Below are 26,395 nucleotides of genomic sequence, written 5' to 3' on the forward strand. Positions count from 1 at the left end.
CAGGGCCTTATTGCGCGAATTTGAAGTCCAGTGCAGCGCCTTCGACATCGCGTCGGCTCTCGTTGCGCATCTGCAACTGCATTTCATTGGACAGCAGGCGACCGTTCAACTCAAAGGGACTGGGACTGGAGGGGTCCTTGGTGCCGAACATCTGCGGCAAGATAGGCTTGCGTTTGGCGGTGATGACCTTAGCAGGTGGATCAAGCTCCTTGACCAGCTCGGGTGGCAGGCTCAGATCCAGTTTCGGCCGATTCAGACGAACATCCTTGGCCTTGACGTCTTTGGCTGCTTTCGCCGTCTCACGCTTGCTAGCGGTCGGTTTCGAGGGCGCAGCTTTGGTAGCAGGCTTGACGGGCGCCATCTGCACCGACTGACTGGAAGGCGCGTCTTTCCCCACCACAACAGGTTTGACCGGCACGTTAGGCATCAGCTCATGCATGCTCGATGGGGCTTTGGCAGCGGGCAACTCAGCGACCACCGACTCTCGTGGCGATTCACTGGTCGACGGAGCTGGCGACGCAACCGGAGCTGGAACGCTGGCTTCAGTCTTTGGCTTGGGCACCGGCTCATCCCGAGCATCACAAGCGCCCAGAAGAACAATCACCGATAAACCCAGACAACGAAACATATTCATAGGCAAAAATCAGACAAGACAGTGGCAAAGCCGAAAAGAGCTACATGCTGTGCTTTTGAGGCCTACATGACAAGTCAAGAGTTCCATACAATTGACGAAAAACATGCCAGCCTCAATACGCTGCAACCGCTTCCTGGCACAGCTGCCTGGCCAACATCCCCAACGTCATCAATGCCCGCTCGGCCTCTCTATTCCAAGGCATCCCACAATTGAGACGGATACAGTGGTTGAATTGCTCGGTATTACTGAAGATAAGCCCAGGTGCAATACTGATCCCCTGCTCCAGCGCCCGAACATGCAATTCCTGCGTATTAACCCGGCCGGGCAAACTGACCCACAGAATAAACCCACCCGCAGGTCTGCTCATTTGCGTGCCCTCGGGAAACGACTGCTGAACCGCCAACTGGTAGGCGCTCAGGTTCTTGCGATATTCCAGGCGAATGAACCGCAGGTGACGGTCATATCCTCCGTTTTCAAGGTAAGCCGCAACTGCCATCTGGGTCACACTGCAGGCCGAATGAGTGCTGAACGTCTGCAAACGCTGGATCTCGGCCTGGTATTTTCCGGCGATCATCCAGCCAATACGCACACCTGGCGATAGCGTCTTGGAAAAGCTGGAGCAATACATCACCCTGCCCAGCCGATCAAAAGCCTTCAACGCCTTGGTTCGCCCCACCTCGAACATCAACTCGCCGTAGACGTCATCCTCGACCACCTGAATGTCGAAATCCGAAGCCAGACGCAGCAGATTTTTCTGGCGCTCCTCAGGCATCGTGCCACCCAGCGGATTGCTCAACCGCGAGGTCAACACCAACGCTTTGATCGACCACTGATTGGCGGCGAGTTGCAGCGCCTCCAGGCTGATGCCGGTGGAAGGATCGCTCGGAATTTCGATGACTTTCAGGCCCAGCAGATCGGCGAGTTGCAGCAACCCATAGTAGGCGGGGGATTCGGCGGCGATCAGATCGCCAGGCCGGGTCAGCACGCGCAAGGCCATCTGCAGGGCATCGACACAGCCGTGGGTAATGACCACCTCGGATGGATCGACAACGACGCCTGCATCACGCATCCGAATGGCCACCTGCCGGCGCAGCGGCTCGAAGCCAGGGCTGAACATGTAACTGAACGCGCGCGGGCTCTGAAAGCGCGTGACTTTGGCCAACTGCTGGTGCAACGCGCGAACGGGCAGGTAGTCCACATGGGGCACAGCAGCACCGAGTGCGAATACACCTTCCCGACGAGACTCCTCAAGCACCTGCTGGATGATGCTGCTGCGCGTCACCAGGCCAGGACGCTCGACGCGGGCGATATCCGGCGTCGACGCGGTCAATGCAGGTGTCTGGTGCACGTAATAGCCGGACTGCGGTCGCGCCCGGATCAACCCCTGATCTTCAAGATTCGCGTAGGCCTGCAACACCGTTGCATGGCTGACACTGAGCTGCGAACTCATCTTGCGCACCGACGGCACCCGCTCACCCGGCTGATAAACGCCGCGACGAATGTCCTCAGCCAGTTGCTGAGCGATGCGCTGATAGAGCAAAAGATTGGTCATGACCACGGCCTCGAAAAGACCGGCCATTTATTTTTGTAAAACAGATTGGCGGCTGCCGGCCATAGTCACGAAGTGTACTGGAACAGTTTCAGGTCGGGCCAGCGATTGTGAGCGCTGCGGAAAATAAATCCTGGAGCGTCCAGCTCGCCTTTGGATCGTGCCCACCACTGTGCGCGTGAGCACGATCAGCCAGAGAGAGCAGCCCTATCGAGCCGCGCCTAACTGACCCTTGTCGTCGGAAAAGACGATTTCAACGCGACGATTCTGTGCACGCCCACGCTCGGAGGCGTTAGCGTCCACAGGAAATTGCTGACCATAGCCCTCGACCTGAATGCGCTTTTCATCAATCCCCAGATCCATCAGCACGTCCGCAACGGCTTGCGCGCGATCACGGGACAACTTGAGGTTTTCCTGACGATCACCGGTGCTGTCGGTATACCCCTCGATCCTGACGATACGGCGCGGGTTGATCTGCAGGAACTGCACGACCTTGAGCACGGTGCGGCTGGCAGAGTTCTTGAGCTCGGCATGACCGGCATCGAACAGCACATCCCCCAGGGTCATAACCAGCCCGCGGTCGGTCTGGGTCGTGGCGAGGCTCAAAATCTGGTCCTCAAGCCACCTGCCCTGCTGCTGCGCACTGGCCAGTTTGGCTTCGCGCAAGCCCAATTGGAGGCGCTGGCGCTCCATTTCCATCTTCGCGAGGCGCTCCTGGCTCAGCATAAGGTTACTGTGCTCCCGAGCGATTTCGCTGTAGCGACTGCTCAGGTAAGCGTAGTGGCTCACGTCAGCGCCACTGCCCAGGTAACTGGACAGGCGCTCGGCACGGGCAAGTGATTCGCCGGCACGGATCACGTCCTTGGGCGCGCTGCGCAGCACATCAGTGTCTTCCTTGACCTTCTGGAAATCCGCGCTGGCTTGTTGCAAAGCCTGATCACTGCTCGGGTGGCCGGCACAACCATAAAGACCCGCCGAGCCCAACAACAGGCAGACGCTCAGTACACGAGGAATGCGGTTCATTGCGCCTCCCCCAGTTGCTTGCGCAAACGATTAAGACGGGTGTTCAACTGAGTGATCTGCTCCTGACTTTTGAGTGTCAGAACGCGAGCCTCAGCCAGACGCGCATCAAGCTCGGCCTGTTCAGCCTTCATGCGCGCATGCTTGTAGGATTTATCGGCCATATCTGCGCGAGCGTCGGCAAACTTGGCTTCGGCTGTTTCAAGCTCAGGCTGCTCGTCGGCACCAACGGCCTTGGCCTGCTCCAGTGCCTGCTCGGTCAATTTGAATTGTTCGGTCGGGACCGGATCACTGGCGCAACCGACCAACGTGGCAACAGCCAAGGCGGCGATTGAAAAACGAATACTCACAAAAAACATCCCTACTGGTTTGAGGCGCTGGCACTGACAGGCTGTAACAACTGGGCCTTCCACAGATCCAGATTGTGCCGGATCACATCACCTGCAAGGCCGGAGGCGGCCGATTCTGTCATCTTTTTCGCCAACTGTCCGCGTAGCCATGGATCATTGCAGGCGGAATTGAACGACAGAGCCAGATACAGACCGGGCCTGTCGAGCGGCACGGGCTGGGCCACAAGGTCCGCTGCCAGGCCCAGAGTCTGGGTCACGACCATGCCTGCGTACCGACCGGCCAGCACGTAATCCACCTCGCCCAAGGCCAGTTTCTGGAACGCTGGCGTCAGGCCAGAGACGCGCTCCAGTGTCAGCTGCTGTCGACTGGCCTCATCGAACGATGCGGTCAATCGGGTCTTTTCCGATATAGCCCCGTGACGCCCCTGCAACTCGCCCAGCGTTGTCAGGGCAACGGCCTGGTCATGGCGCGTCCAGATCACAATATCGTTTTGTACGATGGCGGGATGCACGTAGTCCAGCGCATCCAGTTGAGCAGCATTCATGGGCGCGTCGGCCAGCAGATCCATGCGCCCGGTACGCACCTCTTCCAGGGCCTGACTGCGCTTGCCCGCGTAAAGAAACTCAACCTTGATACCCAGCTCTCCGGCGGCCTGCTTCAGCAGGTCGGCGTTCGCCCCCATCAGGTGTTTCGGGTCCTGGGGATCGCGCCACAGATACGGAGGCGCATCCGGACTGCCGGTCACGATCAGCCGCTCGCACTTGCCGGCCGCGAAGCTCAGTGATGGCACGATAGACAGCCCCAGCACGAACAAGCACAACGTTAGGGGATGGCACATGGAATGGCGTTGCATCGACAGCCCTTTTCGCGAGTCAATAAAAAACCCGTTCATCCGGCTGCACGCACTGCAGGCAAGCCTGGCAGTTCATGAAGCCCGAATCGAACGGGTTCTCTTTATAGTGGAAGAACCTGGGTTAAACCAGCTTCTCCAGCTCCGGGATAGCTTCGAACAGGTCGGCAACCAGGCCGTAATCAGCCACCTGGAAGATCGGCGCTTCTTCGTCCTTGTTGATCGCAACGATCACCTTGGAGTCCTTCATGCCTGCCAGATGCTGAATCGCGCCGGAAATACCGACCGCGATGTACAGCTGCGGCGCAACGATTTTACCGGTCTGACCGACCTGCATGTCGTTGGGCACGAAACCGGCGTCAACGGCGGCGCGCGAAGCACCAACCGCAGCACCCAGCTTGTCCGCAAGAGCGTACAGGTGCTTGAAGTTGTCACCGTTCTGCATGCCGCGACCGCCGGAAACGACGATCTTGGCAGCGGTCAGTTCAGGACGATCGGACTTGGCCAGCTCTTCGCCGACGAAGCTCGACTTGCCTGCATCGTGAGCCGCCGAAACGGCTTCGATGGAGGCCGAACCACCTTCTGCTGCAACCGGATCGAAACCGGTGGCGCGAACGGTAATGACCTTGACCGAGGCAGTGGACTGCACGGTTGCGATGGCGTTACCGGCGTAGATCGGACGGGTAAAGGTATCGGCCGATTCGACGGAGACGATCTCCGAGATCTGGTCCACGTCCAGCTGCGCAGCAACGCGCGGCAGGATGTTCTTGCCGTTGGAGGTCGCAGCGGCCAGCACGTGGCTGTGACCGGCGGCCAGCTCGACAACCAGTGGCGCGACGTTTTCCGGCAACTGGTGCGCATAAGCGGCGTTGTCGGCGACCAGCACCTTTGCCACGCCAGCGATTTTCGCAGCGGCTTCGGCAACGGCGCTCACGCCTGAACCGGCCACCAGCAGGTGAATGTCGCCACCGATCTTCTGGGCTGCAGCGACGGTGTTGAGCGTCGCCGGGGCTACGGTTGCATTGTCATGTTCAGCGATAACCAGGATCGTCATTTAGATTACCTTCGCTTCGGTTTTCAGTTTTTCGACCAGTTCAGCCACCGACTTGACCTTGATACCCGCGCTGCGTGCAGCAGGCGCTTCGACCTTGAGGGTCTTGTTGGTCGAGGCCGTGGAGACGCCCAGTGCATCGGGTGTCAGCACTTCAAGCGGCTTCTTCTTGGCTTTCATGATGTTGGGCAGCGACGCGTAACGTGGCTCGTTCAGACGCAGGTCTGTGGTCACGATGGCCGGCAGGCTCAGAGAAACGGTTTGCAGACCTCCGTCGATTTCGCGGGTGACGGCAACCTTGTCTCCTGTGACTTCCACTTTGGAGGCGAACGTACCCTGTGGGTAGCCGCTCAGCGCAGCCAGCATCTGGCCGGTCTGGTTGTTGTCGCTGTCGATCGCCTGTTTACCCAGGATCACCAGTTGTGGCTGCTCCTTGTCGACAACAGCCTTGAGCAGCTTGGCAACGGCCAGGGACGTCAGCTCCTCGGCGGACTCGACCAGCACAGCGCGATCGGCACCCAGTGCCAGCGCGGTGCGGAGTTGCTCTTGAGCGGTAGTCGGGCCGATGGTGACGACGACGATTTCAGTCGCTACGCCTTTCTCTTTGAGACGGACAGCCTCTTCCACGGCAATTTCGCAGAAGGGGTTCATGGACATTTTGACGTTGGCCAGATCGACGCCGGAGTTGTCCGCCTTGACGCGAACCTTGACGTTGTAGTCGACCACTCGTTTGACAGCTACAAGAACCTTCATGGATTCCTCACTCTCCGGTGAAAAGAAGTCGCCCGGCAACACCAGGCGATCGATATGTGTCCTCAACAAGCAATCGTATTCGTGCAGGCGAACATGACTTCATGCAAATCTCGCCAAAAGCCCGATAAAAGCAGGGCGTCACCCGTCATGCACCGGCAGGGTGTGTAAAATGCGCCGGGCGACATTGATCTGATTGCCTGCACTGCGTTGGCCTGATGCCTTTTCAAGGGATTCGCTGCAGATATCCTCAAGAGATATCCGTGGAGCCCCTCTTCAGCCTACGGCAAACGCAAAACCGACCGTATCTTGACCGCAACGCCTTTTCCGGTCAATACGCCAAATCGGCCAGTCATGAGTCGCGCGTCTTTGATTTATCTGGGCTGCGGCCGATTCAAACAAACGTTTGTATTGGACCCACGCAGTGGTGTAGATATAATGCACGCCTTAAAAAGATGTGCGGTCCAAGCCCGTATGTCGGTCCACCGTGACCCATAAAAAAATACCGTGAGCCTTGAGAGTAGGAGATAGCCTGTGGAACGCGAATACATGGAATTCGACGTTGTTATCGTCGGAGCCGGCCCGTCCGGGCTTTCAGCCGCTTGCCGTCTCAAGCAGAAAGCTGCTGAAGCCGGGCAGGAAATCAGCGTCTGCGTGGTGGAAAAAGGCTCGGAAGTCGGTGCGCACATCCTGTCCGGCGCGGTATTCGAACCCCGCGCGTTAAACGAACTGTTCCCTGACTGGCAGGCGCTGGGCGCCCCGCTCAACACCCCCGTCAAGCGCGACGACATCTATGTCCTGAGCGATGCCGAAAAAGCCCGCAAGGTCCCGAACTTTTTTGTTCCCAAGACCATGCACAACGAGGGCAACTACATCATCTCGCTGGGCAACCTGTGCCGCTGGCTGGCTCAACAGGCCGAAAACCTGGGCGTCGAGATCTATCCGGGCTTTGCCGCACAAGAGGCGCTGTTCGACGAAAACGGCGTGGTGCGCGGCATCATTACCGGTGACCTGGGCGTCGACCGCGAAGGCAATCCAAAAGAGGGTCTTTACACGCCCGGCATGGAATTGCGCGCCAAGTACACCCTGTTTGCCGAAGGCTGCCGTGGCCACATTGGCAAACAACTGATCAAGCGTTTCGATCTGGACAACGAAGCCGACGTTCAGCACTACGCCATCGGCCTCAAGGAAATCTGGGAAGTCGATCCAGCGAAGCACGAACAGGGCCTGGTGGTACACACCGCCGGCTGGCCGCTGGACGACGCCAACCCGGGCGGCTCTTTCCTTTACCACCTGGAAAACAATCAGGTGGTGGTGGGTCTGATCGTCGATCTTTCCTACACCAACCCGTACCTGTCGCCATTCGACGAATTCCAGCGCTACAAGCATCACCCGGTGATCAAGCAGTACCTGGAAGGCGGCAAGCGCATCAGCTATGGTGCCCGCGCCATCGCCAAGGGCGGCCTGAACTCGTTGCCGAAAATGGTTTTCCCCGGTGGGGCACTGATCGGCTGCGACCTGGGTACCCTGAACTTCGCCAAGATCAAGGGCAGCCACACCGCCATGAAGTCCGGCATGCTGGCCGCCGACTCGGTTGCCGAGGCTTTGCTGGCAGGCAAGGAAGGCGGCGATACGCTGACGTCCTATGTCGAGGCCTTCAAGGCCAGCTGGTTGCATGAGGAACTGTTCGCCAGCCGCAACTTCGGCGTGGCCATTCACAAATACGGCGCGATCAAGGGCGGTGCATTCAATTTCATCGACCAGAACATCTTCGGTGGCAAACTGCCGTTCACCCTGCACGACACCAAGCCGGACTATGCCTGCCTCAAGCTGGCGGCCGACTCGAAGAAGATCGACTACCCCAAACCCGACGGTAAACTCAGCTTCGACAAACTCAGCTCGGTGTTCCTCTCCAGCACCAACCACGAAGAGGAGCAGCCTTGCCACTTGAAGCTGACCGACCCGAGCATCCCGATCAGCAAAAACCTGCCGCTGTACGACGAACCCGCCCAGCGCTACTGCCCGGCGGGCGTGTATGAAGTGATCACCAAGGAAGACGGCGAGAAGCGCTTCCAGATCAACGCGCAGAACTGCGTGCACTGCAAGACCTGCGACATCAAGGATCCGTCCCAGAACATCACCTGGGTGGCACCGGAAGGCGCAGGCGGTCCGACTTACCCGAACATGTAAGCGGATTGCGACCGAGTAAAAAGGCTCCTTCGGGAGCCTTTTTACGTTGCATCAGGTTCACTTTGCCTCAGGCAGGAACGCCCAGGTTGGCGCTCTCCTCTCCTGGACTGCGCTCGAAGTAGCGTTTGTACTCACGGCTGAACTGCGAAGCGCTCTGATACCCGACCCGCAACGCCACCTGCGCGACACCCAGCCCTTCAGCCACCAGCAATTGCTGAGCCTTCAATAAGCGCAGGCGCTTGAGGTACTGCACCGGCGACAACAAGGTGCTGCGCTTGAAATGCTCATGGAAGGTCGAGGTGCTCATGTTCGCGCAGCGCGCCAGCGTGTCGACGTTCAGCGCATCGGCGTAATGCTCATGCAGGTAGGTCACCGCCGACGCGATCCGTGCGAACTGGCCCTGCTGCTCGACCAGCGCACGCAATACGCCGGCCTGCGGACCGCGCAGCGCGCTGTACACCACTTCTCGCACCCGCGCCTGCCCCATCGCCTGACATTCCAGCGGATCGTGCAGGCAACGCAACAGCCGCTCGACGCTGTCGCGCATGCCCTCGTCGATCAATACCGAGGTCATGGACTCCGGGGTCTGCGGTTGGCAGTCCTGCTGCGATGTCGCCCCCATCACCTGCACCAGCTCGCCGAGCAACACCCGGTCGATGGACACCGACACGCCGTACAGTGGCTTGTCCGGGGTGGCGAAGGTCTCGCATTTGAAGGGCACCGACAGCGCCTGAATCAGGTAATGCCCGGTGCCGTACTCGAACGTGCGCGTGCCCAGGCAAGCGATCTTGCTGCCCTGCACCACGATCATCAGGCTCGGCTCATACATCTGCGGACTACTGGCCACATAGCTGAACGCCGAGAGCACGCGCACCTCGGGCAAATGCGTGTCGACGAAGCCGGGACGCACGGCCAACGGCTGAATCAGCGAGACCAGAACGGCATTGCCATCGACAGGATGAGGAAGCGACATGGAGAGCACCGGCAGAGGATCAGACAGCTGCATGATCGCAGATTTGCGCGCTTGAGCGTTACCCGGATTCAACCGCCGGAGGAATAGGCATGAAACACGGAGGAATCGCCCTAGCGGCATACGACCATGGCGCGGACAATGATTCGCCTCTTCTTCGTACCTTTTCATTTCTTAAGCGAGGTATTTTATGTACACAGCCATCGGTTACGCTGCCCAGTCGGCCACCGCCCCCCTCGCCCCGATGACGTTCGAACGTCGCGCTCCGCGTGCCGACGACGTCGCCATCGAAATCCTCTATTGCGGCGTCTGCCACTCCGACATCCACCAAGCGCGCAACGAGTGGGGCATTGCCGTTTACCCGCTGATGCCGGGCCACGAAATCGTCGGTCGCGTGACCGCAACCGGTGCCAATGCCACTAAATACAAGATCGGCGACCTGGTCGGCGTCGGCTGCATGGTCGATTCCTGCCGTCAGTGCTCGGCATGCCAGTCGGATCTCGAGCAGTACTGTCTGGAAGGTCCGACCATGACCTACGCCACGCCAGACCGCGTGGATGGCAGCAACACCATGGGCGGCTACTCCAACAGCATCGTGGTCAGCGAGCACTTCGTGGTGCGCGTTCCCGAAAAGCTTGATCCAGCCGCAGCTGCGCCGATTCTGTGTGCAGGCATCACCACGTACTCGCCGCTCAAGCACTACGGCGTGAAGGCCGGTGACAAGGTCGGCATTCTGGGCATGGGCGGCCTGGGCCACATGGGCATCAAGTTCGCCAAGGCGATGGGCGCTGAAGTCACCCTCTTCACCCGTTCCGCGTCGAAAGCTCAGGAAGCGCGTCGTCAGGGCGCCGATCACGTGATCGTCTCCACCGATGCCGAACAGATGAAAGCGGCCGCAGGTCACTTCGACTTCCTGCTTGACACCATTCCGGTGCAGCACGACCTGAACCCCTACCTGCAGACGCTGCGTTTCGATGGTGTGCACATTCTGGTCGGCCTGATCGAACCGGTTGAACCGCCGGTCCATGCCGCCAATCTGGTGATGAGCCGTCGCGTACTGGCCGGTTCGTTGATCGGTGGTATCGCCGAAACCCAGGAAGTGCTGGATTTCTGCGCCGAGAACGACATCACCTGCGACATCGAAATGCTCGACATCCGCAACATCAACGAAGCCTACGAGCGCATGCTGGCCGGTGACGTGAAATACCGTTTCGTCATCGACATGGCAACGCTCAAAGCCTGATTCAGGCGGCCCCGAGTTCGGCCGACAGTCCCGCCGCGATCTCCCGGATCAGCGGGACCAGTTCGGCCATTTTCTCCAGGGGCATGTACGGAACCGTACTGGCCACGCTGATGCCAGCCACAATCTGCTGGCTGGCATCACGCACCGGTGCCGCAACGCAACGGATCGACGGTTCGTTGTCCTCCAGATCGAACGCATAACCTCCCGCCACGTACTCCTGCCTTCGCTGCTGCAATTGTTCCCATGTCTGTTGTTCATGATTGGGCCACAGCGGATGCTTGCCTGACGCTGGCATGCTGATTTCATACAGACGCAGCCACTCGGCTTCCGGGCTGTCCAGCAGCAACGCCTTGCCGATGCCGGTACGCACCAACGGCATGCGATGCCCGACCCTTGAACGCATCTCCGGTCCATTGCGACCGGGATTCTTGTGCAGGTACAGCACGTCGTCACCTTCGCGCACCGCCAGGTGCACGGTATCTCCGGTCAACGCCGACAGCCTGTCCAGAAACGGCCGCGCCAGAATCGCCAGCGGCACTTCCTCACGCGCCTGAAAACCCAGCTCGATCAGCTTCGGCCCCAGCAGATACCCCACCTGCGGAACAACCCGCAAATAGCGCTCATCGACCAGACAACTGGCCAGGCGATGGGTGGTGCTGCGCGTAGTGCCGATCAGCCGGGCAATTTCCTTCAGGTCCCGAGCGCCATTGGCCACGGCCTGCACCACCCCCAGACCGCGCAACAGGGTCTGGGTCCCGGCGGGGGCCGGTTCTTTGCCTGTGGGATGTTCAGCAGGAAGCGGTTCGTTGTGCATGACAAGCCTTAATCAGATCGGGACGCTGGCGATATTATCGTCGCCAGCGTCAGGACACGTCGATATCAGAGTTCGATACGTTCTACTTTCCCTACCAGCAGGATGTAGGACAGCGCACCCAGCAGCGCCAGTACCGAGATGTAAGTGATGGCCGGTGCGAACGAATCACCCGAAGCCAGGAAGCCGATCACGATCGGCGTGGCGATGGCCGCCAGGTTGCCGATGAAGTTGAACGTGCCGCCTGTCAGACCCAGCAGACGCGCAGGCGCCAGGGTGGACACCAGCGACCAGGTGATCGAGGCCAGGCCATTACCGAAGAACGCCAGCGCCAGAAAGGCGATGACCAGTGGCGTGGAGTCGACGAAGTTGGCGCCGATGATCGAGGTGGAAATCAGCAGACCGGCGATGATCGGCAGTTTGCGCGCGAAGCCCACGGTGTGCCCGCGACGGATCAGCCAGTCGGAAAAGAAGCCCGAGCACAGTACGCCGACGAACGCGGCCAGAAACGGCAGCGACGCCAGCAGGCCGGACTTGATGAAGTCCATGCCCCGGTATTTCACCAGATAGGTCGGGAACCAGGTCAGGAAGAACCAGAGCGTAGAATTCAGGCAGAACTGGCCGAGATAGATGCCCCAGAGTTTGCGCTTGCTCAACACAATGCCCAGGTCCAGCCAACTGAAGCCCTGTTTCTGTTTGTCGACGTCTTTCTGGATGTCCACCAGCCCGCCGCCTTCGCGGATCAGGTCGATTTCCTGCTGGTTCACGCCCTTGAAGTCACGTGGCTCGCGATACACCGCATACCAGATCACCGCCCACAGTACGCCGACGCCACCGGTTGCGACGAACACCATGTGCCAGCCGTAATGCGCCTGCAGCCAGGCCAGCACCGGTGTCAGAAACGCCAGACCGACGAACTGTCCCGACGTGTAGAAACCAATCGCCGTAGCGCGCTCGCGCTCAGGGAACCAGGTGGTCACCACGCGGCTGTTGATCGGGTACGCAGGTGCTTCCAGCGCGCCGACTGCCATGCGCAGCACGAACAACGCAATGAAGCTGGCAGCAAAACCGAGCATGATAGTGGCGATCGACCACAGCATCAGCGCCACCGTGTACAGGATGCGCGGCGGCACGCGATCCACCAGCCAGCCACCGGGCAACTGCATGGCCGCGTAAGTCCAGCCGAAGGCGGAGAAGATCAGACCGACATGAACCGGATCGATGCCAAGCTCTGACGTCAGCGCTGGCGCGGCAATCGACAGGTTGCTGCGGTCCAGGTAATTGATGACCACGGTGATGAACAGCAGCACCATGATAAAGAAGCGTTTGCGGGACGGCGCCACTAACGATGCCGCGCCCTCCATCGTACGAGTGCGCATCAAATGTTGCCTCTTGTTGGATTTATTGAGGACGGTGTTTCAGGTGTTTCAAGGGCGGATCGTTTCCACCCCATTCCGAAGCCAGATCTTGCTGAAGGAGGCAGTTCACATGCTCGTGGGAGGCGGCCTGCTGGCGAAGCGATCGTTCAGGTAAAGGGTCACGCTATCGCCAGCAAGCCGCCTCCCACAGTCATGCGTGCTGCTAACTCACCACTCTGCAAAGCTGCCATCGGCGTGACGCCAGATCGGGTTGCGCCAGCGGTGGCCGATGGCGGCGCGTTCCTTGACGTACTCTTCGTTGATCTCGATGCCCAGGCCCGGCCCGTTGGGGATCTTGACCATGCCTTTGTCGTAGTCGAACACTTCCGGGTGCTTGACGTAGTCCAGCAGGTCATTGCTTTCGTTGTAGTGGATACCCAGGCTCTGCTCCTGGATGAACGCGTTGTAGCAGACCGCGTCCAGTTGCAGGCACGCCGCCAGTGCAATCGGCCCCAGCGGGCAATGCAGCGCCAGCGCGACGTCGTAGGCTTCGGCCATGTTGGCGATCTTGCGCGTCTCGGTGATGCCGCCCGCGTGCGATGCATCCGGCTGGATGATGTCGACGTAGCCTTCGCTCAGCACACGCTTGAAGTCCCAGCGCGAGAACAGACGCTCGCCCAGGGCAATCGGGGTACTGGTGAGCGGGGCCAGCTCTTTGAGCGCTTCGTAGTTTTCGCTGAGCACCGGTTCTTCGATGAACATCAGCTTGTACGGGTCCAGCTCTTTCATCAGCACCTTGGCCATGGGCTTGTGCACGCGACCGTGGAAATCGACGCCAATGCCGACGTTCGGCCCGACTGCATCACGTACCGCTGCCACGTTGGCCAGGGCCAGATCGACCTTGTCGAAGGTGTCGAGGAACTGCAGCTCTTCGGTGCCGTTCATCTTCACCGCGGTAAAGCCACGCTCGACCGCTTCCCGCGCAGCCCGCGCCGTGTCGGCAGGACGGTCGCCGCCGATCCATGAGTAGACGCGAATCTTGTCACGCACCTGACCACCGAGCAGATCGCTGACCGAGACACCCAGCGCCTTGCCCTTGATGTCCCACAACGCCTGATCGATCCCTGCCAGCGCGCTCATGTGAATTGCGCCACCGCGATAGAAGCCGCCGCGATACAGCACGGTCCAGATGTCTTCGATGTTGCGCGGGTCCTTGCCGATCAGGTAGTCGGAAAGCTCTTCCACGGCGGCAGCGACGGTATGCGCACGGCCTTCGACAACCGGCTCGCCCCAACCGACGACGCCCTCGTCGGTCTCGACTTTCAGAAAGCACCAGCGCGGCGGAACGATGAAGGTGGTCAGTTTGGTGATTTTCATGGGTGCGGTTTCTCTTATTGGTTCTCTTGTCGGGCGGCTGCGTCTGGCGCACCGATCCGTTTCAAAGCGAGGAAGTGTGCTGTTTCCAGGCGGCCACATAGGCCTTGGCGCGCTCGGCGACGTCGGCAGTGCTCATGCCCGGTTTGAACAGCCCCGAGCCGAGGCCGAAGCCTTTTACGCCTGCGTCGAGGAATACCTTCATGTTGTCCGGGGTGATGCCCCCGACCGGCAGCAGAATCGTGCCTGCAGGCAGCACCGCCAGCCAGGCCTTGACCACTGCGGGCGACATTTGCTCGGCCGGGAACAGTTTGAGCACATCAGCGCCTTCCGACAGAGCGGCAAACGCCTCGGTCGGTGTGGCCACGCCCGGCGACAGGTACAGGCCGGCAGCCTTGGCGGCGCGCAGCACCCTGGCATCACTGTGTGGCATGACGATAACCTGACCGCCGGCGTCCTTGACGTGGGTCACCTGCTCAGGCGTCAGCACGGTTCCGGCCCCGATCAGGCAGTCGGCAGGCAGGCGCTGGCGCAGCAGGCCGATGCTGTCGAACGGCTGGGGCGAATTGAGCGGTACTTCGATGACCCGAAAGCCCGCCTGATACAGCTCGTCGCCAATGGCCGGGGCTTCTTCGGGACGCAGGCCGCGCAGAATCGCGACCAGGCCATTTTCCTTCAATGCTTGCTTGAGCATGTCACACCTCTTGAACGTAATGGTACGACTGGCGCGCCACCAGGCCAGCCTGGACCGCAACCTGCCAGAGGCCGCGCTCGGTGGCCTGAGCGGCGACTGTCACCCGAGTAAAGCCGCAGGCCGCCAGGCCACGCGCATAGCGTTGGCACAGCGATTCGCTGCCGATGAGAATCACCGCAGGCAAATGGCCGTGGGTGTCGTGGTGAAGTCTGGCGAGGGAACCCAGCTCATGGCCGATCAGCAGGCCGGACAGGTAATCGGGTTGAGCGCTCGCAGCCAGCTGGCCGGTGAGGCCCAGGGTGCGGCAACTGAAAATAGTGGACAGAGGCCCCGCAGCGCCCTCCTCCGACTGCGCGCTGGCAAGCCCGCGATCGAATGCCACGCTGTCGAACGTTTCGCTGTGCTGCATGGTGCGTCCAAGAATGGTGTGGGCGCACAGCGCAGCGTAAACCTCGCCGGTCATGAAGGTATCGAAATGGACGATGCGATCCTGAGCCACCTGCACCCACTTGGAATGGCTGCCCGGCAGACCGATCAACAGCGGCTGGCTGGCCGACTGCTCGTTGAGCCCCGCCAGTACGCCCAGCACCTGGGTTTCTTCGCCACGCATGACGTTGGGCAGCGTCGAACGCTGAAGCACGCCGGGGATGATATGCACGGTGACACCGCGCGCACTGCGCACAGTCTGTAACGCGGCGCTCAGCTCATCAACGCTGGCCGGCGTTTCACGATAGGTCGCCTCACGCCAACCCTGGGCGCTACCGACCATGCCGCAGGCAATCACGGGCAAGTCGGGCTGCGCGTCGAGCCAGTCACCGCACGCCTCGTCGAATGCCAGCTCGAAACCGTCACTGCACAGCGAGCCTGCGACCCGCCGTGGCGTGTTCGGCAATTGCATGATGCCCGCGCTCAGGGCGCGTTGTTCCAGAACCCGGCCATGTTCGCCAAGTCGATAAGCACGAAGTGAGGTGGTCCCCCAGTCGAGCGCGATCAAATGCGCCTGCATTGCTTCACCTTTTATATTTTTGGAAGTGAGTGCAGGACGGACTATAAACCCGAAATCGAATTTATCTCAATATGTAAATTTCAATCCCATATAGTGGGATTGAAAAAGAAACTGACAGACAACAAAAAACCCGCGACCTGTGCAGGAAGCGGGTTTTTTGTGTTTCTACATGAAGATCAACGTTCCAGCAGGATTCTCAACATGCGACGCAGCGGCTCGGCCGCACCCCACAGCAACTGGTCACCGACCGTGAAGGCGCCCAGGTACTGCGAACCCATGTTCAGCTTGCGCAGACGACCTACCGGAATGCTCATGGTGCCGGTCACAGCAGTCGGGCTGAGTTCCTGCATGCTGGCTTCGCGGTTGTTCGGCACCAGCTTCACCCAAGGGTTGTGCTGGCTGATCAAGCCTTCGATGTCCGCAATCGGCACATCCTTGTTCAGCTTGATGGTCAGCGCCTGGCTGTGGCAACGCATAGCGCCGATGCGCACGCAGATGCCGTCGACCGGAATCGGGCTCTTGAAGCGACCCAGAATCTTGTTGGTCTCGGCCTGGCCCTTCCATTCCTCACGGCTCTGGCCGTTCGGCAGCGCCTTGTCGATCCACGGGATCAGGCTGCCGGCCAGCGGCACGCCAAAGTTCTCGGTCGGGAACGCTTCGCCACGCATGGCCTCAGCAACCTTGCGGTCGATGTCCAGAATGGCGCTGGACGGATTGGCCAGATCATCGGCAACCGACGCGTGCACAGCGCCCATCTGTTTGATCAGCTCACGCATGTTCTGCGCGCCGGCACCGGAAGCGGCCTGATACGTCATGACGTTCATCCACTCGACCAGGCCCGCGTCGAACAAACCGCCCAGGCCCATCAGCATCAGGCTGACCGTGCAGTTGCCACCGATGTAGTTCTTGGTTCCGGCGTCGAGCTGCTGGTCGATGACCTTACGGTTGACCGGGTCCAGCACGATGACCGCGTCATCCTGCATGCGCAGGCTGGAAGCCGCATCGATCCAGTAACCCTGCCAGCCCGCTTCACGCAGCTTGGGGAACACCTCATTGGTGTAATCGCCGCCCTGGCAGGTCAGCACCACGTCCAGGGTTTTCAGCTCGTCGATGCTGTAGGCATCTTTCAGCGGTGCAAGATCCTTGCCCACCGAAGGCGCCTGGCCACCGACATTGGAGGTAGTGAAGAACACCGGCTCAATGAGATCGAAGTCCTGCTCTTCCCGCATCCGCTGCATGAGCACGGAACCGACCATGCCCCGCCAACCGATCAGACCTACACGTTTCATCGCAACACACCTTGAAAAAAAGTGGGACCGCCTGCCTGCGTATGCACAGCAGGCAGCGGGCCGGAGAGATTACAGATTCCGCAGCGCGGCGACTACTGCGTCGCCCATTTCCTGCGTGCCGACTTTAGTGTTGCCCGACGAAAAGATGTCGCCGGTACGCAGACCCTGATCCAGAACGATGCTGACCGCCTTTTCAATGGCGTCGGCGGCGTCGGTCAGATTGAAGCTGTAACGCAGCATCATCGAGACCGAAAGAATGGTCGCCAGCGGGTTGGCAATGCCTTTACCCGCGATGTCCGGTGCCGAACCGTGGCAAGGCTCGTACATGCCTTTGTTGGCGGTATCCAGCGATGCTGACGGCAGCATGCCGATGGAGCCGGTCAACATCGACGCCTGGTCGGACAGGATGTCGCCGAACAGGTTATCGGTCACGATCACGTCGAACTGCTTGGGCGCACGCACCAGTTGCATCGCGGCGTTGTCGACGTACATGTGGCTCAGCTCGACCTCAGGGTAATCCTTGGCGACCTGCTCGACGATTTCACGCCACAACTGACTGGACGACAGCACGTTGGCCTTGTCCACCGAACACAGCTTCTTGTTGCGTACCATGGCCATGTCGAAGCCGACGCGGGCGATACGACGGATTTCGCTCTCGCTGTACGGCAGCGTGTCGTAAGCCTGACGCTCGCCGCTGTCCAGCACGCGAACGCCGCGTGGCGCGCCGAAGTAGATACCACCGGTCAGCTCACGGACGATCAGGATATCCAGACCGGCAACGATTTCCGGCTTGAGGCTCGAGGCGTCGGCCAGTTGCGGATACAGGATCGCCGGACGCAGGTTGCCGAACAGGCCCAGTTGCGCACGGATTTTCAGCAGGCCGCGCTCAGGACGGATGTCGCGCTCGATGGTGTCCCATTTCGGGCCACCGACAGCGCCCAGCAGAACAGCGTCAGCTGCGCGCGCGCGGTCCAGGGTTTCGTCAGCCAGCGGCACGCCGTGCTTGTCGATGGCAGCGCCACCGATCACGTCGTGGGTCAATTCAAAACCCAGCTGATACTTCTCGTTGGCCAGTTCCAGCACCTTGACCGCTTCGGTCATGATTTCCGGACCAATGCCATCACCTGGGAGAATCAGAATCTGCTTGCTCATAACTTCCTCGATTTCGTACATCGGCGCTTTGAACAGCGCCTGTCTTTAACGTTTAAAACCGCAAAAAGATTAACGCTGCGCCCACAGCACCAGCACATCGGTGCTGAATGAGCCCTGCGCGTCGATCTCGAAATACTCACGCACTTCTTCGCCCATCGCCTGCTGCAACTCGCGGATGGCCACGCGCAAGGTCTGCGGGGTGCGCATGCGCTCCACCCACGATGCAAACTCCAGATGCAGGCGCTGGCGAGTGTGGCTACGGGTGAACAGCCCCGCGTCGCTGACCTGATGCAGCCATTGGGCGGCGGAATAATTGCGCACATGACTGGTATCGCGCAGCACTTCAACTGTTTGCAAATAGGTATCCAGCAACGGACTGCCCGGCGACATCACATCAATGAACGCAGCCACGCCCCCCGGCTTCAGCACCCGGCGCACTTCACGCAACGCCAGGGCCAGATCGCTCCAGTGGTGAGCCGAATAACGGCTGAACACGAAATCGAATTCGCCGTCTGCAAACGGCAAGCGCTCGGCCGCACCGCATACCGTGCGAATGTTGCCCAAGCCCTTGTCGACAGCCGCCGCGCTGACCACGTCGAGCATCTGCTGCGACAGGTCGTACGCTACCACCTCACCCACTGACGAGGCGACATTGAAACTCACATGACCGGCGCCGCAGCCCAGATCCAGCACCCGCGCCTCGCTACGACCTTCTACAGCATCCTGCAGCAGCGCGAACTCGGGGCCTTGGGCATGCACGGTGCTGCTCAGATAGGCTGCGGCCTGTTCGCCGAATTGACGCTGTACGACCTGGGTGTGGGCGGTGCTGGTCATAGTAGATGCTCTGGTGATTAAGGGGGTTGAACTGCGGCGTTCGTGACATGGCTTTCGCGAGCAAGCTCGCTCCCACATAAATCGTGCTTCGTCAGTCGATCACGGATTCAAGTGGGAGCAACTTGCTCTCACATAAGCCGTGCTTCGTCAGTCGATCACGGATTCAAGTGGGAGCGAGCTTGCTCTCACATAAGCCGTGCTTCGTCAGTCGATCACGGATTCAAGTGGGAGCGAGCTTGCTCGCGAAATGGCCAGTAGATCCGGCTGAGATTCGGATGAAACACCGCACCTGCCGGATCTGGACTGTCTACCTGTCAGTCGCGAAACAACCATGGCTGACTTGCACGGTGCTTGCTTTCGAACGCAGCGATTGCATCGGCATCCATCAGCGTCAGGCCGATATCGTCCAGACCGTTGAGCAGGCAGTGCTTGCGAAACGCGTCGATCTCGAAGCTGAGCACCTTGCCGTCCGGACGGGTCACGGTCTGGGCCTGCAGATCGATATTCAACTGATAACCCGGGCTGGCTTCGACCTGTTTGAACAACTCGTCGACTTCAGCTTCGGTCAAAATGATCGGCAGCAGGCCGTTCTTGAAGCTGTTGTTGAAGAAGATATCGGCATAGCTGGGTGCGATGATCGCGCAGAAACCGTACTCTTCCAGCGCCCACGGGGCGTGCTCACGGCTGGAACCACAACCGAAATTCTCGCGGGCCAGCAATACACTGGCGCCTTGATAACGCTCGTGGTTGAGCACGAAATCATGGTTCAGCGGACGCTTGGAGTTGTCCTGATACGGCTGCCCCACGTCCAGATAACGCCACTCATCGAACAGGTTGGGACCAAATCCTGTACGTTTGATCGACTTGAGAAACTGCTTGGGAATGATCTGGTCAGTGTCGACGTTGGCACGATCCAGAGGAGCGACCAGGCCATTGTGCTGGGTAAAGGCTTTCATGCTGGTTTCCTCAGTGCTGGATCAAGTCGCGAACGTCGATGAAACGGCCATTGACGGCCGCTGCGGCTGCCATCGCCGGGCTCACCAGGTGAGTCCGGCCGCCAGCGCCCTGACGACCCTCGAAGTTACGGTTGGACGTCGAGGCACAGTGCTCGCCGGAACCCAGGCGGTCAGGGTTCATCGCCAGACACATTGAACAACCTGGCTCGCGCCATTCAAAACCGGCTTCGATGAAGATCTTGTCCAGCCCTTCCTTCTCGGCCTGTTCCTTGATCAGACCCGAACCCGGCACCACGATGGCCTGCTTGATGGTCGCGGCAACCTTGCGGCCCCTGGCGATGTCGGCAGCAGCACGCAGGTCTTCGATGCGCGAGTTGGTGCACGAACCGATGAACACGCGATCCAGCTGAATGTCGGTGATCGGCTGGTTGGCTTTGAGGCCCATGTACTTCAAGGCGCGCTCGATCGAACCACGCTTGACCAGATCCATTTCCTGCGCAGGATCGGGCACGTTCTGATCGACAGCCAGTACCATTTCGGGCGACGTGCCCCAGCTCACTTGCGGCTTGATGTCAGCAGCGTTGAGCTCGACGATGGTGTCGAACACCGCGTCCGGGTCGGAGACCAGATCTTTCCACGCTTCTACCGCCAGGTCCCATTCGGCCCCTTTTGGCGCAAACGGACGACCCTTGACGTACTCGACGGTTTTTTCGTCGGTGGCCACCATGCCAACCCGGGCACCCGCTTCGATGGACATGTTGCAGATGGTCATGCGACCTTCGATGGACAGGTCGCGGATTGCGCTGCCCGCGAACTCGATGGCGTAGCCGTTGCCGCCTGCGGTGCCGATCTTGCCGATCACTGCGAGCACGATGTCCTTGGCGGTCACGCCGAACGGCAATTGCCCTTCGACCGACACCAGCATGTTCTTCATTTTCTTGGCGACCAGGCACTGCGTGGCGAGCACGTGCTCGACTTCGGAAGTGCCGATGCCGTGGGCCAGTGCGCCGAATGCGCCGTGGGTGGAGGTGTGTGAGTCGCCACAGACCACGCTCATGCCAGGCAAGGTTGCGCCCTGCTCCGGACCGATCACGTGGACAATGCCCTGACGCGGGTCGTTCATCTTGAATTCGGTGATGCCGTATTCGTCGCAGTTGTCATCCAGGGTCTGGACCTGCAGACGCGAGACCTGATCTTCGATGGCGCCGATGCCGCCCTTGCGTTCCGAGGTGGTCGGCACGTTATGGTCGGGGGTCGCAATGATCGAGTCGATGCGCCACGGCTTGCGTTTGGCAAGACGAAGGCCTTCGAAGGCTTGTGGCGAAGTCACTTCATGGATGATATGGCGGTCGATGTAGATCAGCGCCGAACCATCATCGCGCTGTTTGACCAAATGCGAATCCCAGAGCTTGTCGTAGAGCGTTTTTCCGGCCATCGGACGTACTTCCTCATCAGCTTTTTCTATGCCTTGGGTAATACATCCATGACCCCTTGGCTTGTGCGGTCATCCTAGGGAATATGCTTAAATAACTCAAATTCATAATTTTCATGCTTTGGATAACCAAATGGAATCTGACTATGGACCTCGCCAACCTAAACGCTTTTCTTGCCATCGCTGAAACCGGAAGTTTCTCGGGTGCCGGTGAACGCCTGCACCTTACCCAGCCAGCCATCAGCAAGCGGATTGCCGGCCTTGAACAGCAACTGAATGTACGCCTGTTCGATCGTCTGGGCCGCGAAGTGAGCCTGACCGAGGCAGGCCGGGCGTTATTGCCCCGCGCTTACCAGATCCTCAATGTGCTGGATGACACCCGCCGCGCCCTGACCAACCTGACAGGCGAGGTCACAGGGCGCCTGACGCTGGCGACCAGTCACCACATCGGCCTGCACCGCTTGCCACCTTTATTACGCGAGTTCACCCGGACCTACCCGGCCGTGGCGCTGGACATTCAGTTTCTGGATTCCGAAGTCGCCTATGAAGAGATTCTGCACGGACGGGCCGAGCTGGCGGTCATCACGCTAGCCCCCGAGCCTCATGCTCTGGTGCGCGCCACACCGGTATGGGACGACCCGCTGGACTTCGTTGCCGCGCCGGAACATCCGCTGGCCAATAGCGGCCCGATGAAGCTGGAAGACATCGTGCGTTATCCGGCGGTGTTTCCCGGTGGCAACACCTTTACCCACCACATCGTCAGCGGCCTGTGTGAAGCCCAAGGCCTGAAACCCAACATCGCCATGAGCACCAACTACATGGAAACCATCAAGATGATGGTTTCCATCGGGCTGGCGTGGAGTGTTCTGCCGCGCACCATGCTCGACGAACAAGTCGCGCGCATTCCATTGCCAGGCGTGCAGCTCAATCGCCAGCTAGGCTATATCCTGCACACGGAACGTACCCTGTCGAATGCCGCGAGGGCATTCATGAAATTGCTAGACGCGCAGATATAACGTTTATAGTGCAGTGCATGCAGGATGCAGAGCGATCGTTTTACCGGCTTTATTTATAAAGGCTCGTGATCAATGCCCAACTCCCTGGACGACTCCATCCTGCCGGTGCACGACCAGCCGTCAGTCACAATGCCGACGCACCCCAGTGTGGAGCAGACCCTGCGAGAAACGCAGGATCGCCTTCACCTGGCGCTTGAGTCGGCGCAGATGGGCACCTGGGAATGGGACATTTCCACAGACCGACTGCAGGCTTCGGCCCGCGCCGCGCAGTTGCACGGCCTGAGCGCACAGCCTGTGGACGATGACTTCGCGCACTTTTTCAAGAATGTGCCTGCCCGCGAACGCCAACGCATGCGCCGCGCTTACCGTGCAGTGCTCAAAGCCAGACAGGACACCTTCCGACTGACCTATCGTTTCATGCTGGAAAACGGACAGTCGCGGCTTCTGGAAAGTCGCGCCCTGCTCTACAGGGACGAGACCGGAGCGCCTGCCAGACTGGCGGGCACCCTGCTCGACATCACCCAGCAGCAGGCCCAGGCCGCACTAGAAGTCAGCGAAGAGAAATTCGCCAAGGCATTTCATTCAAGCCCCGACTCCATCACCATCACCGAACTGGGCACTGGGCGTTACGTGGAGGTCAACGACGGTTTTTGCCGCCTGACCGGCTACAGCGCACCTGAAGTACTGGGCAAGACCGTGGACGAAATCGGCATCTGGACCGATACCGACCAGCGTCAGCATATGATCGATCAACTGCATGAGACGGGTCGGGTTCATCACCGCGAAATGGCGGGCCGCAACAAGAATGGCGACCCACTGACGCTGGATGTATCCGCAGAGTTCATCACCCTGAACGACACCGCGTGCCTGCTGATCAACGCGCGCGACATCGGGCAGTTGAAGAGCGCTCAGGCGCAGATTCAGCATCTGGCCTACCACGACTCGCTCACCGGCCTGCCGAATCGCGCCCTGCTCATGGACCGCCTCAGCCAGCAGCTGTCACTGCTCAGGCATCATGGCCTGCGCGGTGCGCTGCTGTTTCTGGATCTGGACCATTTCAAGCACATCAACGACTCGTTGGGCCATCCGGTCGGCGACAGCGTGCTCAATATCATTGCCGCCAGACTGGAAGCCAGCGTGCGTCAGGAAGACACCGTGGCGCGCCTGGGCGGCGACGAGTTCGTGGTCCTGATCTGCGGGCTTACAGGCGCTCGACACGAAGTCACTCAGCAGGTGCAGGAGCTTTCCGACAACCTGCGTGAATTGCTCGCAGAGCCGATGTTTCTCGACGGTCACCGTCTGCAGGTCACCCCCAGCATCGGGATGGTGCTGATTCCCGACGACGGCCTGACACCTGCCGACCTGCTCAAGCGAGCCGATATCGCGCTTTATCGCGCCAAGGATTCAGGACGCAACGCCGCACAGTTCTTCCACAGTTCGATGCAAAAAGCGGTCAGCCAGCGCCTGCGCATGGAAAACGATCTGCGCCTGGCCTTGACCCGGCAAGAATTTCACCTGCACTTCCAGGCTCAGGTGGACTGCCGAAATGAGTCTATCAATGGGGCCGAAGCGCTGCTGCGTTGGCAGCACCCCGATTACGGCCTGTTGCCTCCGACCCGGTTTGTGCAGATCCTTGAAGAAAGCGGGATGATTCTCGAAGTGGGCAGTTGGGTGCTGGACGAAGCCTGCAAGACAGGTGGACGGCTGCTCAGGCAGGGCCTTATCGACAAGAATGCCTTTCTGATGGGGGTCAATATCAGTCCCCGCCAGTTTCGGCAGAATGACTTCGTGGAACGGGTGCAACACAGCCTCAAGCAGCACCAATTGCCTGCCAGCATGCTCAAGCTGGAAATCACCGAAGGCATCGTCATCCAGAACCTGGAAGACACCATCGCCAAGATGCGCAGACTCAAGGCCCTTGGGATCAGCTTTGCCATGGATGACTTCGGCACTGGCTACTCGTCGCTGACCTACCTCAAGCGCCTGCCGGTGGACACACTCAAAATCGACCAGTCGTTCGTTCAGGACGCCACCAGCGATCCCAATGACGCCGAAATCATCCGCGCTATCGTCGCCATGGCGCAAAGCCTGAGCCTCAACGTCATTGCCGAAGGCGTCGAGACCATCGAGCAACTGACCTTTCTTGAACAGTTGGGCTGCTATGTCTATCAGGGCTATCTGTTCAGTGAGCCGCTGGACGATTCCGGGTTCGAGACCCTACTGCAGCTCAAGAAGCACCTGCACCAACCCAGCCTGCTGCCGGACCACTGACGCAGAAAGGCGCACGAAGGCGCCTTTCTGTGACGTCCATCATCAATGCTCGATGGTTTTCTGAGTGTTCAGCGGGATGCGCTTTGGTTTGGCCTCTTCCGGCACGTTACGCACCAGATCGATGTTCAGTAGGCCATGGGACAGATCCGCGCCTCGCACCTCGATATTGTCCGCCAGCCGGAACGACAGCTTGAATTCGCGCCGGGCAATCCCCTGATGCAGATAGGTCACGTTTTCGGCTTCGCGCTCGCGCTTGCCGCCCGTCACGGTCAACACACCTTTCTCGACCTGCAGATCAAGGTCCTCCTCCTGCATGCCCGCCGCGGCGATCACGATTCGGTATTGATCGTCGCTGTAACGCTCAACGTTGTAGGGAGGGTAGCCGCTGGTCGAGTCGTTGCGCGCAGCCGACTCGAAGAGGTCGTTAAAACGGTCAAAGCCCACTGAGTGACGAAACAGTGGAGCCAGAGAAAATGCAGTCGCCATGATAATTCTCCTGTTAGTCAGCGAGTCGTTACGCGACCCTGATTAGGCGTCGCGTATTCCCCAAACTAGGGTCGCCTGCTGACTTTTCAAGAGCTGTTTTTTACGAAAAATATGACCGTTCGTCGGCTCTGCTGTCGGCTGAATAACCGAGCAGGACACTGATCCGGTCGCAGTCGGTTTCGCGGCGCAGGGCGTTGAACATCAGCGTCGCCTCCGGGTAGCTCTTGGTCAGCAGTACCAGCCATTGCTTGAGACGGCCCGGTGCCTGCACCAGGGTCATCTTCGCCAGGCAGTCGCCCCAGAAGGTGCGCAGCATCGGTTGCAGCTCGGCCCAGGTCATCTCGACCACCTCCTCGCCAGCATGAGCCGCTGCAATTTGCCGCGCCAGATCAGGACGCGCCACCAGGCCGCGACCGATCATGATGTCTCGCGCGCCACAGATCTCCTGACAGCGTCGCCAGTCCTCGACCGTCCAGATCTCACCGTTGGCGACGACCGGGACCTTGACCACTTCCTGAATGCGCGCGATCCACTCCCAATGTGCTGGCGGCTTGTAGCCATCGACCTTGGTCCGCGCATGAACGACGATGCGCTCGGCACCGCCATCGGCCAGCGCCCGGGCGCAGTCGAGGGCACCGTCGGTGTTCTCATAGCCCAGACGCATTTTAGCGGTGACCGGAATCTCGCCTGGCACGGCGCGCCGTACCTGGCTGACGATGGAATGCAGCAGATCAGGCTCCTTGAGCAGGATCGCCCCGCCACGGGAGCGGTTCACCGTCTTGGCCGGGCAGCCGAAGTTGAGGTCCATGACCGGCGCGCCCAGTTCGCAGGCAAAGGCGGCGTTTTCTGCCAGACATACCGGGTCGGAGCCCAGCAACTGCAGATGCAGCGGCACACCCGCAGCCGTTTTGGCATCGGTGTGCAGCTCGGAGGCCATTTTGTAGTAGTAAGTGGCAGGCATGACCCGCTCGGTCACACGGATGAATTCGGTCACGCACCAGTCAATGCCGCCGACGCGAGTCAGCACATTACGCAGGATGTCGTCGACCAACCCCTCCATGGGCGCCAGAGCAATTTGCATGGGTCACACTCGAAAAAAAGTCCGGCA

General features: G+C 59.9%; 24 protein-coding genes. 4 read left to right on the top strand and 20 right to left on the bottom strand.

Annotation, left to right across the window (positions count from 1 at the left end):
• Positions 1-7 precede the first annotated feature (7 nt).
• The 7 genes from H8S56_RS04485 to H8S56_RS04515 form a co-directional block, all read right to left on the bottom strand.
• Positions 8-634: a translation initiation factor 2 gene (locus H8S56_RS04485; RefSeq protein ID WP_080266113.1), complete on the bottom strand. Its 627-nt coding sequence runs from the start codon at positions 632-634 to the stop codon at positions 8-10.
• A gap of 112 nt (positions 635-746) precedes the next feature.
• Positions 747-2,186, bottom strand: a complete 1,440-nt coding sequence (locus H8S56_RS04490) for an aminotransferase-like domain-containing protein (RefSeq protein WP_024688202.1) — start codon at positions 2,184-2,186, stop codon at positions 747-749.
• Between the two features lie 204 nt (positions 2,187-2,390).
• A complete protein-coding gene (locus tag H8S56_RS04495) occupies positions 2,391-3,206 on the bottom strand; it encodes an OmpA family protein (protein ID WP_024688201.1) in 816 nt (271 codons plus the stop codon).
• Positions 3,203-3,553, bottom strand: a complete 351-nt coding sequence (locus tag H8S56_RS04500; RefSeq protein WP_024688200.1) for a DUF4398 domain-containing protein — start codon at positions 3,551-3,553, stop codon at positions 3,203-3,205. The genes H8S56_RS04495 and H8S56_RS04500 overlap by 4 nt, the downstream gene beginning before the upstream one ends.
• Positions 3,554-3,564: 11 nt before the next feature.
• Positions 3,565-4,392 (bottom strand): substrate-binding periplasmic protein, encoded by an 828-nt coding sequence (locus tag H8S56_RS04505; protein ID WP_187518011.1) that lies wholly within the window; start codon positions 4,390-4,392, stop codon positions 3,565-3,567.
• Positions 4,393-4,528: 136 nt separating this feature from the next.
• Positions 4,529-5,458: an electron transfer flavoprotein subunit alpha/FixB family protein gene (locus H8S56_RS04510; protein ID WP_024688198.1), complete on the bottom strand. Its 930-nt coding sequence runs from the start codon at positions 5,456-5,458 to the stop codon at positions 4,529-4,531.
• Positions 5,459-6,208 (bottom strand): electron transfer flavoprotein subunit beta/FixA family protein, encoded by a 750-nt coding sequence (locus H8S56_RS04515; protein ID WP_024688197.1) that lies wholly within the window; start codon positions 6,206-6,208, stop codon positions 5,459-5,461.
• Between the two features lie 531 nt (positions 6,209-6,739).
• On the opposite strand from H8S56_RS04515, the gene H8S56_RS04520 reads away from it, so the two are divergent.
• Positions 6,740-8,395 carry an electron transfer flavoprotein-ubiquinone oxidoreductase gene (locus H8S56_RS04520; RefSeq protein WP_024694138.1) on the top strand — a complete coding sequence of 552 codons (1,656 nt, stop codon included), beginning with the start codon at positions 6,740-6,742 and terminating at the stop codon, positions 8,393-8,395.
• 67 nt (positions 8,396-8,462) lie between these two features.
• Here the strand turns inward: H8S56_RS04520 and H8S56_RS04525 are convergent, their stop codons facing one another.
• Positions 8,463-9,368, bottom strand: a complete 906-nt coding sequence (locus tag H8S56_RS04525) for an AraC family transcriptional regulator (protein ID WP_187517971.1) — start codon at positions 9,366-9,368, stop codon at positions 8,463-8,465.
• A gap of 187 nt (positions 9,369-9,555) precedes the next feature.
• Between H8S56_RS04525 and H8S56_RS04530 the strand changes: the two genes are divergently transcribed.
• The gene (locus tag H8S56_RS04530) at positions 9,556-10,608 is read left to right on the top strand and encodes an NAD(P)-dependent alcohol dehydrogenase (RefSeq protein WP_024688194.1); all 1,053 of its coding nucleotides are present in this window, start codon (positions 9,556-9,558) and stop codon (positions 10,606-10,608) included.
• Between the two features lies 1 nt (position 10,609).
• Here the strand turns inward: H8S56_RS04530 and H8S56_RS04535 are convergent, their stop codons facing one another.
• The 10 genes from H8S56_RS04535 to leuC form a co-directional block, all read right to left on the bottom strand.
• A complete protein-coding gene (locus H8S56_RS04535) occupies positions 10,610-11,422 on the bottom strand; it encodes an IclR family transcriptional regulator (protein ID WP_187517972.1) in 813 nt (270 codons plus the stop codon).
• A 65-nt stretch (positions 11,423-11,487) separates the two neighbouring features.
• Positions 11,488-12,798: an MFS transporter gene (locus H8S56_RS04540; protein WP_024688192.1), complete on the bottom strand. Its 1,311-nt coding sequence runs from the start codon at positions 12,796-12,798 to the stop codon at positions 11,488-11,490.
• Between the two features lie 207 nt (positions 12,799-13,005).
• Complete coding sequence (dgoD, locus tag H8S56_RS04545) at positions 13,006-14,154, bottom strand: galactonate dehydratase (protein WP_004882597.1); 1,149 nt, start codon at positions 14,152-14,154, stop codon at positions 13,006-13,008.
• A gap of 61 nt (positions 14,155-14,215) precedes the next feature.
• Positions 14,216-14,845 (bottom strand): 2-dehydro-3-deoxy-6-phosphogalactonate aldolase, encoded by a 630-nt coding sequence (locus H8S56_RS04550; RefSeq protein ID WP_187517973.1) that lies wholly within the window; start codon positions 14,843-14,845, stop codon positions 14,216-14,218.
• 1 nt (position 14,846) lies between these two features.
• Positions 14,847-15,851 carry a 2-dehydro-3-deoxygalactonokinase gene (locus H8S56_RS04555; protein WP_187517974.1) on the bottom strand — a complete coding sequence of 335 codons (1,005 nt, stop codon included), beginning with the start codon at positions 15,849-15,851 and terminating at the stop codon, positions 14,847-14,849.
• A 176-nt stretch (positions 15,852-16,027) separates the two neighbouring features.
• Entirely contained in the window at positions 16,028-17,140 is a 1,113-nt protein-coding gene (asd, locus tag H8S56_RS04560) for an aspartate-semialdehyde dehydrogenase (protein ID WP_024688189.1), read from the bottom strand.
• A 69-nt stretch (positions 17,141-17,209) separates the two neighbouring features.
• Entirely contained in the window at positions 17,210-18,292 is a 1,083-nt protein-coding gene (gene leuB, locus H8S56_RS04565; protein WP_187517975.1) for a 3-isopropylmalate dehydrogenase, read from the bottom strand.
• A gap of 69 nt (positions 18,293-18,361) precedes the next feature.
• Positions 18,362-19,126 carry a class I SAM-dependent methyltransferase gene (locus tag H8S56_RS04570; protein ID WP_187517976.1) on the bottom strand — a complete coding sequence of 255 codons (765 nt, stop codon included), beginning with the start codon at positions 19,124-19,126 and terminating at the stop codon, positions 18,362-18,364.
• A 314-nt stretch (positions 19,127-19,440) separates the two neighbouring features.
• Entirely contained in the window at positions 19,441-20,082 is a 642-nt protein-coding gene (gene leuD, locus H8S56_RS04575; protein ID WP_024685783.1) for a 3-isopropylmalate dehydratase small subunit, read from the bottom strand.
• 10 nt (positions 20,083-20,092) lie between these two features.
• Positions 20,093-21,517: a 3-isopropylmalate dehydratase large subunit gene (gene leuC, locus H8S56_RS04580; protein ID WP_024696376.1), complete on the bottom strand. Its 1,425-nt coding sequence runs from the start codon at positions 21,515-21,517 to the stop codon at positions 20,093-20,095.
• Between the two features lie 143 nt (positions 21,518-21,660).
• Between leuC and H8S56_RS04585 the strand changes: the two genes are divergently transcribed.
• Together H8S56_RS04585 and H8S56_RS04590 are read left to right on the top strand one after the other, a co-directional pair.
• Entirely contained in the window at positions 21,661-22,530 is an 870-nt protein-coding gene (locus H8S56_RS04585) for a LysR family transcriptional regulator (protein ID WP_187517977.1), read from the top strand.
• Between the two features lie 129 nt (positions 22,531-22,659).
• Positions 22,660-24,801, top strand: a complete 2,142-nt coding sequence (locus H8S56_RS04590; RefSeq protein WP_235986747.1) for a putative bifunctional diguanylate cyclase/phosphodiesterase — start codon at positions 22,660-22,662, stop codon at positions 24,799-24,801.
• Between the two features lie 42 nt (positions 24,802-24,843).
• Here H8S56_RS04590 and H8S56_RS04595 read toward each other — a convergent pair whose 3' ends face one another.
• Positions 24,844-25,287, bottom strand: coding sequence for an Hsp20 family protein (locus H8S56_RS04595; RefSeq protein ID WP_024685779.1), 444 nt, complete (start codon positions 25,285-25,287; stop codon positions 24,844-24,846).
• Positions 25,288-25,387: 100 nt separating this feature from the next.
• Positions 25,388-26,368, bottom strand: coding sequence for a tRNA dihydrouridine synthase (locus H8S56_RS04600; RefSeq protein WP_024685778.1), 981 nt, complete (start codon positions 26,366-26,368; stop codon positions 25,388-25,390).
• Positions 26,369-26,395 lie beyond the last annotated feature (27 nt).

The organism is Pseudomonas triticifolii (assembly GCF_014358015.1).
Classification (GTDB): Bacteria; Pseudomonadota; Gammaproteobacteria; order Pseudomonadales; family Pseudomonadaceae; genus Aquipseudomonas; species Aquipseudomonas triticifolii.

Bases quoted from the DNA above. Each gene is read 5' to 3' on its own strand.
- H8S56_RS04495 (WP_024688201.1), bottom strand. From the start codon at position 3,206: ATGAACCGCATTCCTCGTGTACTGAGCGTCTGCCTGTTGTTGGGCTCG.
- H8S56_RS04595 (WP_024685779.1), bottom strand. From the start codon at position 25,287: ATGGCGACTGCATTTTCTCTGGCTCCACTGTTTCGTCACTCAGTGGGC.
- H8S56_RS04490 (WP_024688202.1), bottom strand. From the start codon at position 2,186: ATGACCAATCTTTTGCTCTATCAGCGCATCGCTCAGCAACTGGCTGAG.
- H8S56_RS04555 (WP_187517974.1), bottom strand. From the start codon at position 15,851: ATGCAGGCGCATTTGATCGCGCTCGACTGGGGGACCACCTCACTTCGT.
- dgoD (WP_004882597.1), bottom strand. From the start codon at position 14,154: ATGAAAATCACCAAACTGACCACCTTCATCGTTCCGCCGCGCTGGTGC.
- leuB (WP_187517975.1), bottom strand. From the start codon at position 18,292: ATGAGCAAGCAGATTCTGATTCTCCCAGGTGATGGCATTGGTCCGGAA.
- H8S56_RS04540 (WP_024688192.1), bottom strand. From the start codon at position 12,798: ATGCGCACTCGTACGATGGAGGGCGCGGCATCGTTAGTGGCGCCGTCC.
- H8S56_RS04515 (WP_024688197.1), bottom strand. From the start codon at position 6,208: ATGAAGGTTCTTGTAGCTGTCAAACGAGTGGTCGACTACAACGTCAAG.
- H8S56_RS04585 (WP_187517977.1), top strand. From the start codon at position 21,661: ATGGACCTCGCCAACCTAAACGCTTTTCTTGCCATCGCTGAAACCGGA.
- H8S56_RS04510 (WP_024688198.1), bottom strand. From the start codon at position 5,458: ATGACGATCCTGGTTATCGCTGAACATGACAATGCAACCGTAGCCCCG.
- H8S56_RS04535 (WP_187517972.1), bottom strand. From the start codon at position 11,422: ATGCACAACGAACCGCTTCCTGCTGAACATCCCACAGGCAAAGAACCG.
- H8S56_RS04590 (WP_235986747.1), top strand. From the start codon at position 22,660: ATGCCGACGCACCCCAGTGTGGAGCAGACCCTGCGAGAAACGCAGGAT.
- H8S56_RS04485 (WP_080266113.1), bottom strand. From the start codon at position 634: ATGAATATGTTTCGTTGTCTGGGTTTATCGGTGATTGTTCTTCTGGGC.
- H8S56_RS04525 (WP_187517971.1), bottom strand. From the start codon at position 9,368: ATGTCGCTTCCTCATCCTGTCGATGGCAATGCCGTTCTGGTCTCGCTG.
- leuC (WP_024696376.1), bottom strand. From the start codon at position 21,517: ATGGCCGGAAAAACGCTCTACGACAAGCTCTGGGATTCGCATTTGGTC.
- H8S56_RS04505 (WP_187518011.1), bottom strand. From the start codon at position 4,392: ATGTGCCATCCCCTAACGTTGTGCTTGTTCGTGCTGGGGCTGTCTATC.
- H8S56_RS04600 (WP_024685778.1), bottom strand. From the start codon at position 26,368: ATGCAAATTGCTCTGGCGCCCATGGAGGGGTTGGTCGACGACATCCTG.
- asd (WP_024688189.1), bottom strand. From the start codon at position 17,140: ATGAAACGTGTAGGTCTGATCGGTTGGCGGGGCATGGTCGGTTCCGTG.
- leuD (WP_024685783.1), bottom strand. From the start codon at position 20,082: ATGAAAGCCTTTACCCAGCACAATGGCCTGGTCGCTCCTCTGGATCGT.
- H8S56_RS04530 (WP_024688194.1), top strand. From the start codon at position 9,556: ATGTACACAGCCATCGGTTACGCTGCCCAGTCGGCCACCGCCCCCCTC.
- H8S56_RS04550 (WP_187517973.1), bottom strand. From the start codon at position 14,845: ATGCTCAAGCAAGCATTGAAGGAAAATGGCCTGGTCGCGATTCTGCGC.
- H8S56_RS04570 (WP_187517976.1), bottom strand. From the start codon at position 19,126: ATGACCAGCACCGCCCACACCCAGGTCGTACAGCGTCAATTCGGCGAA.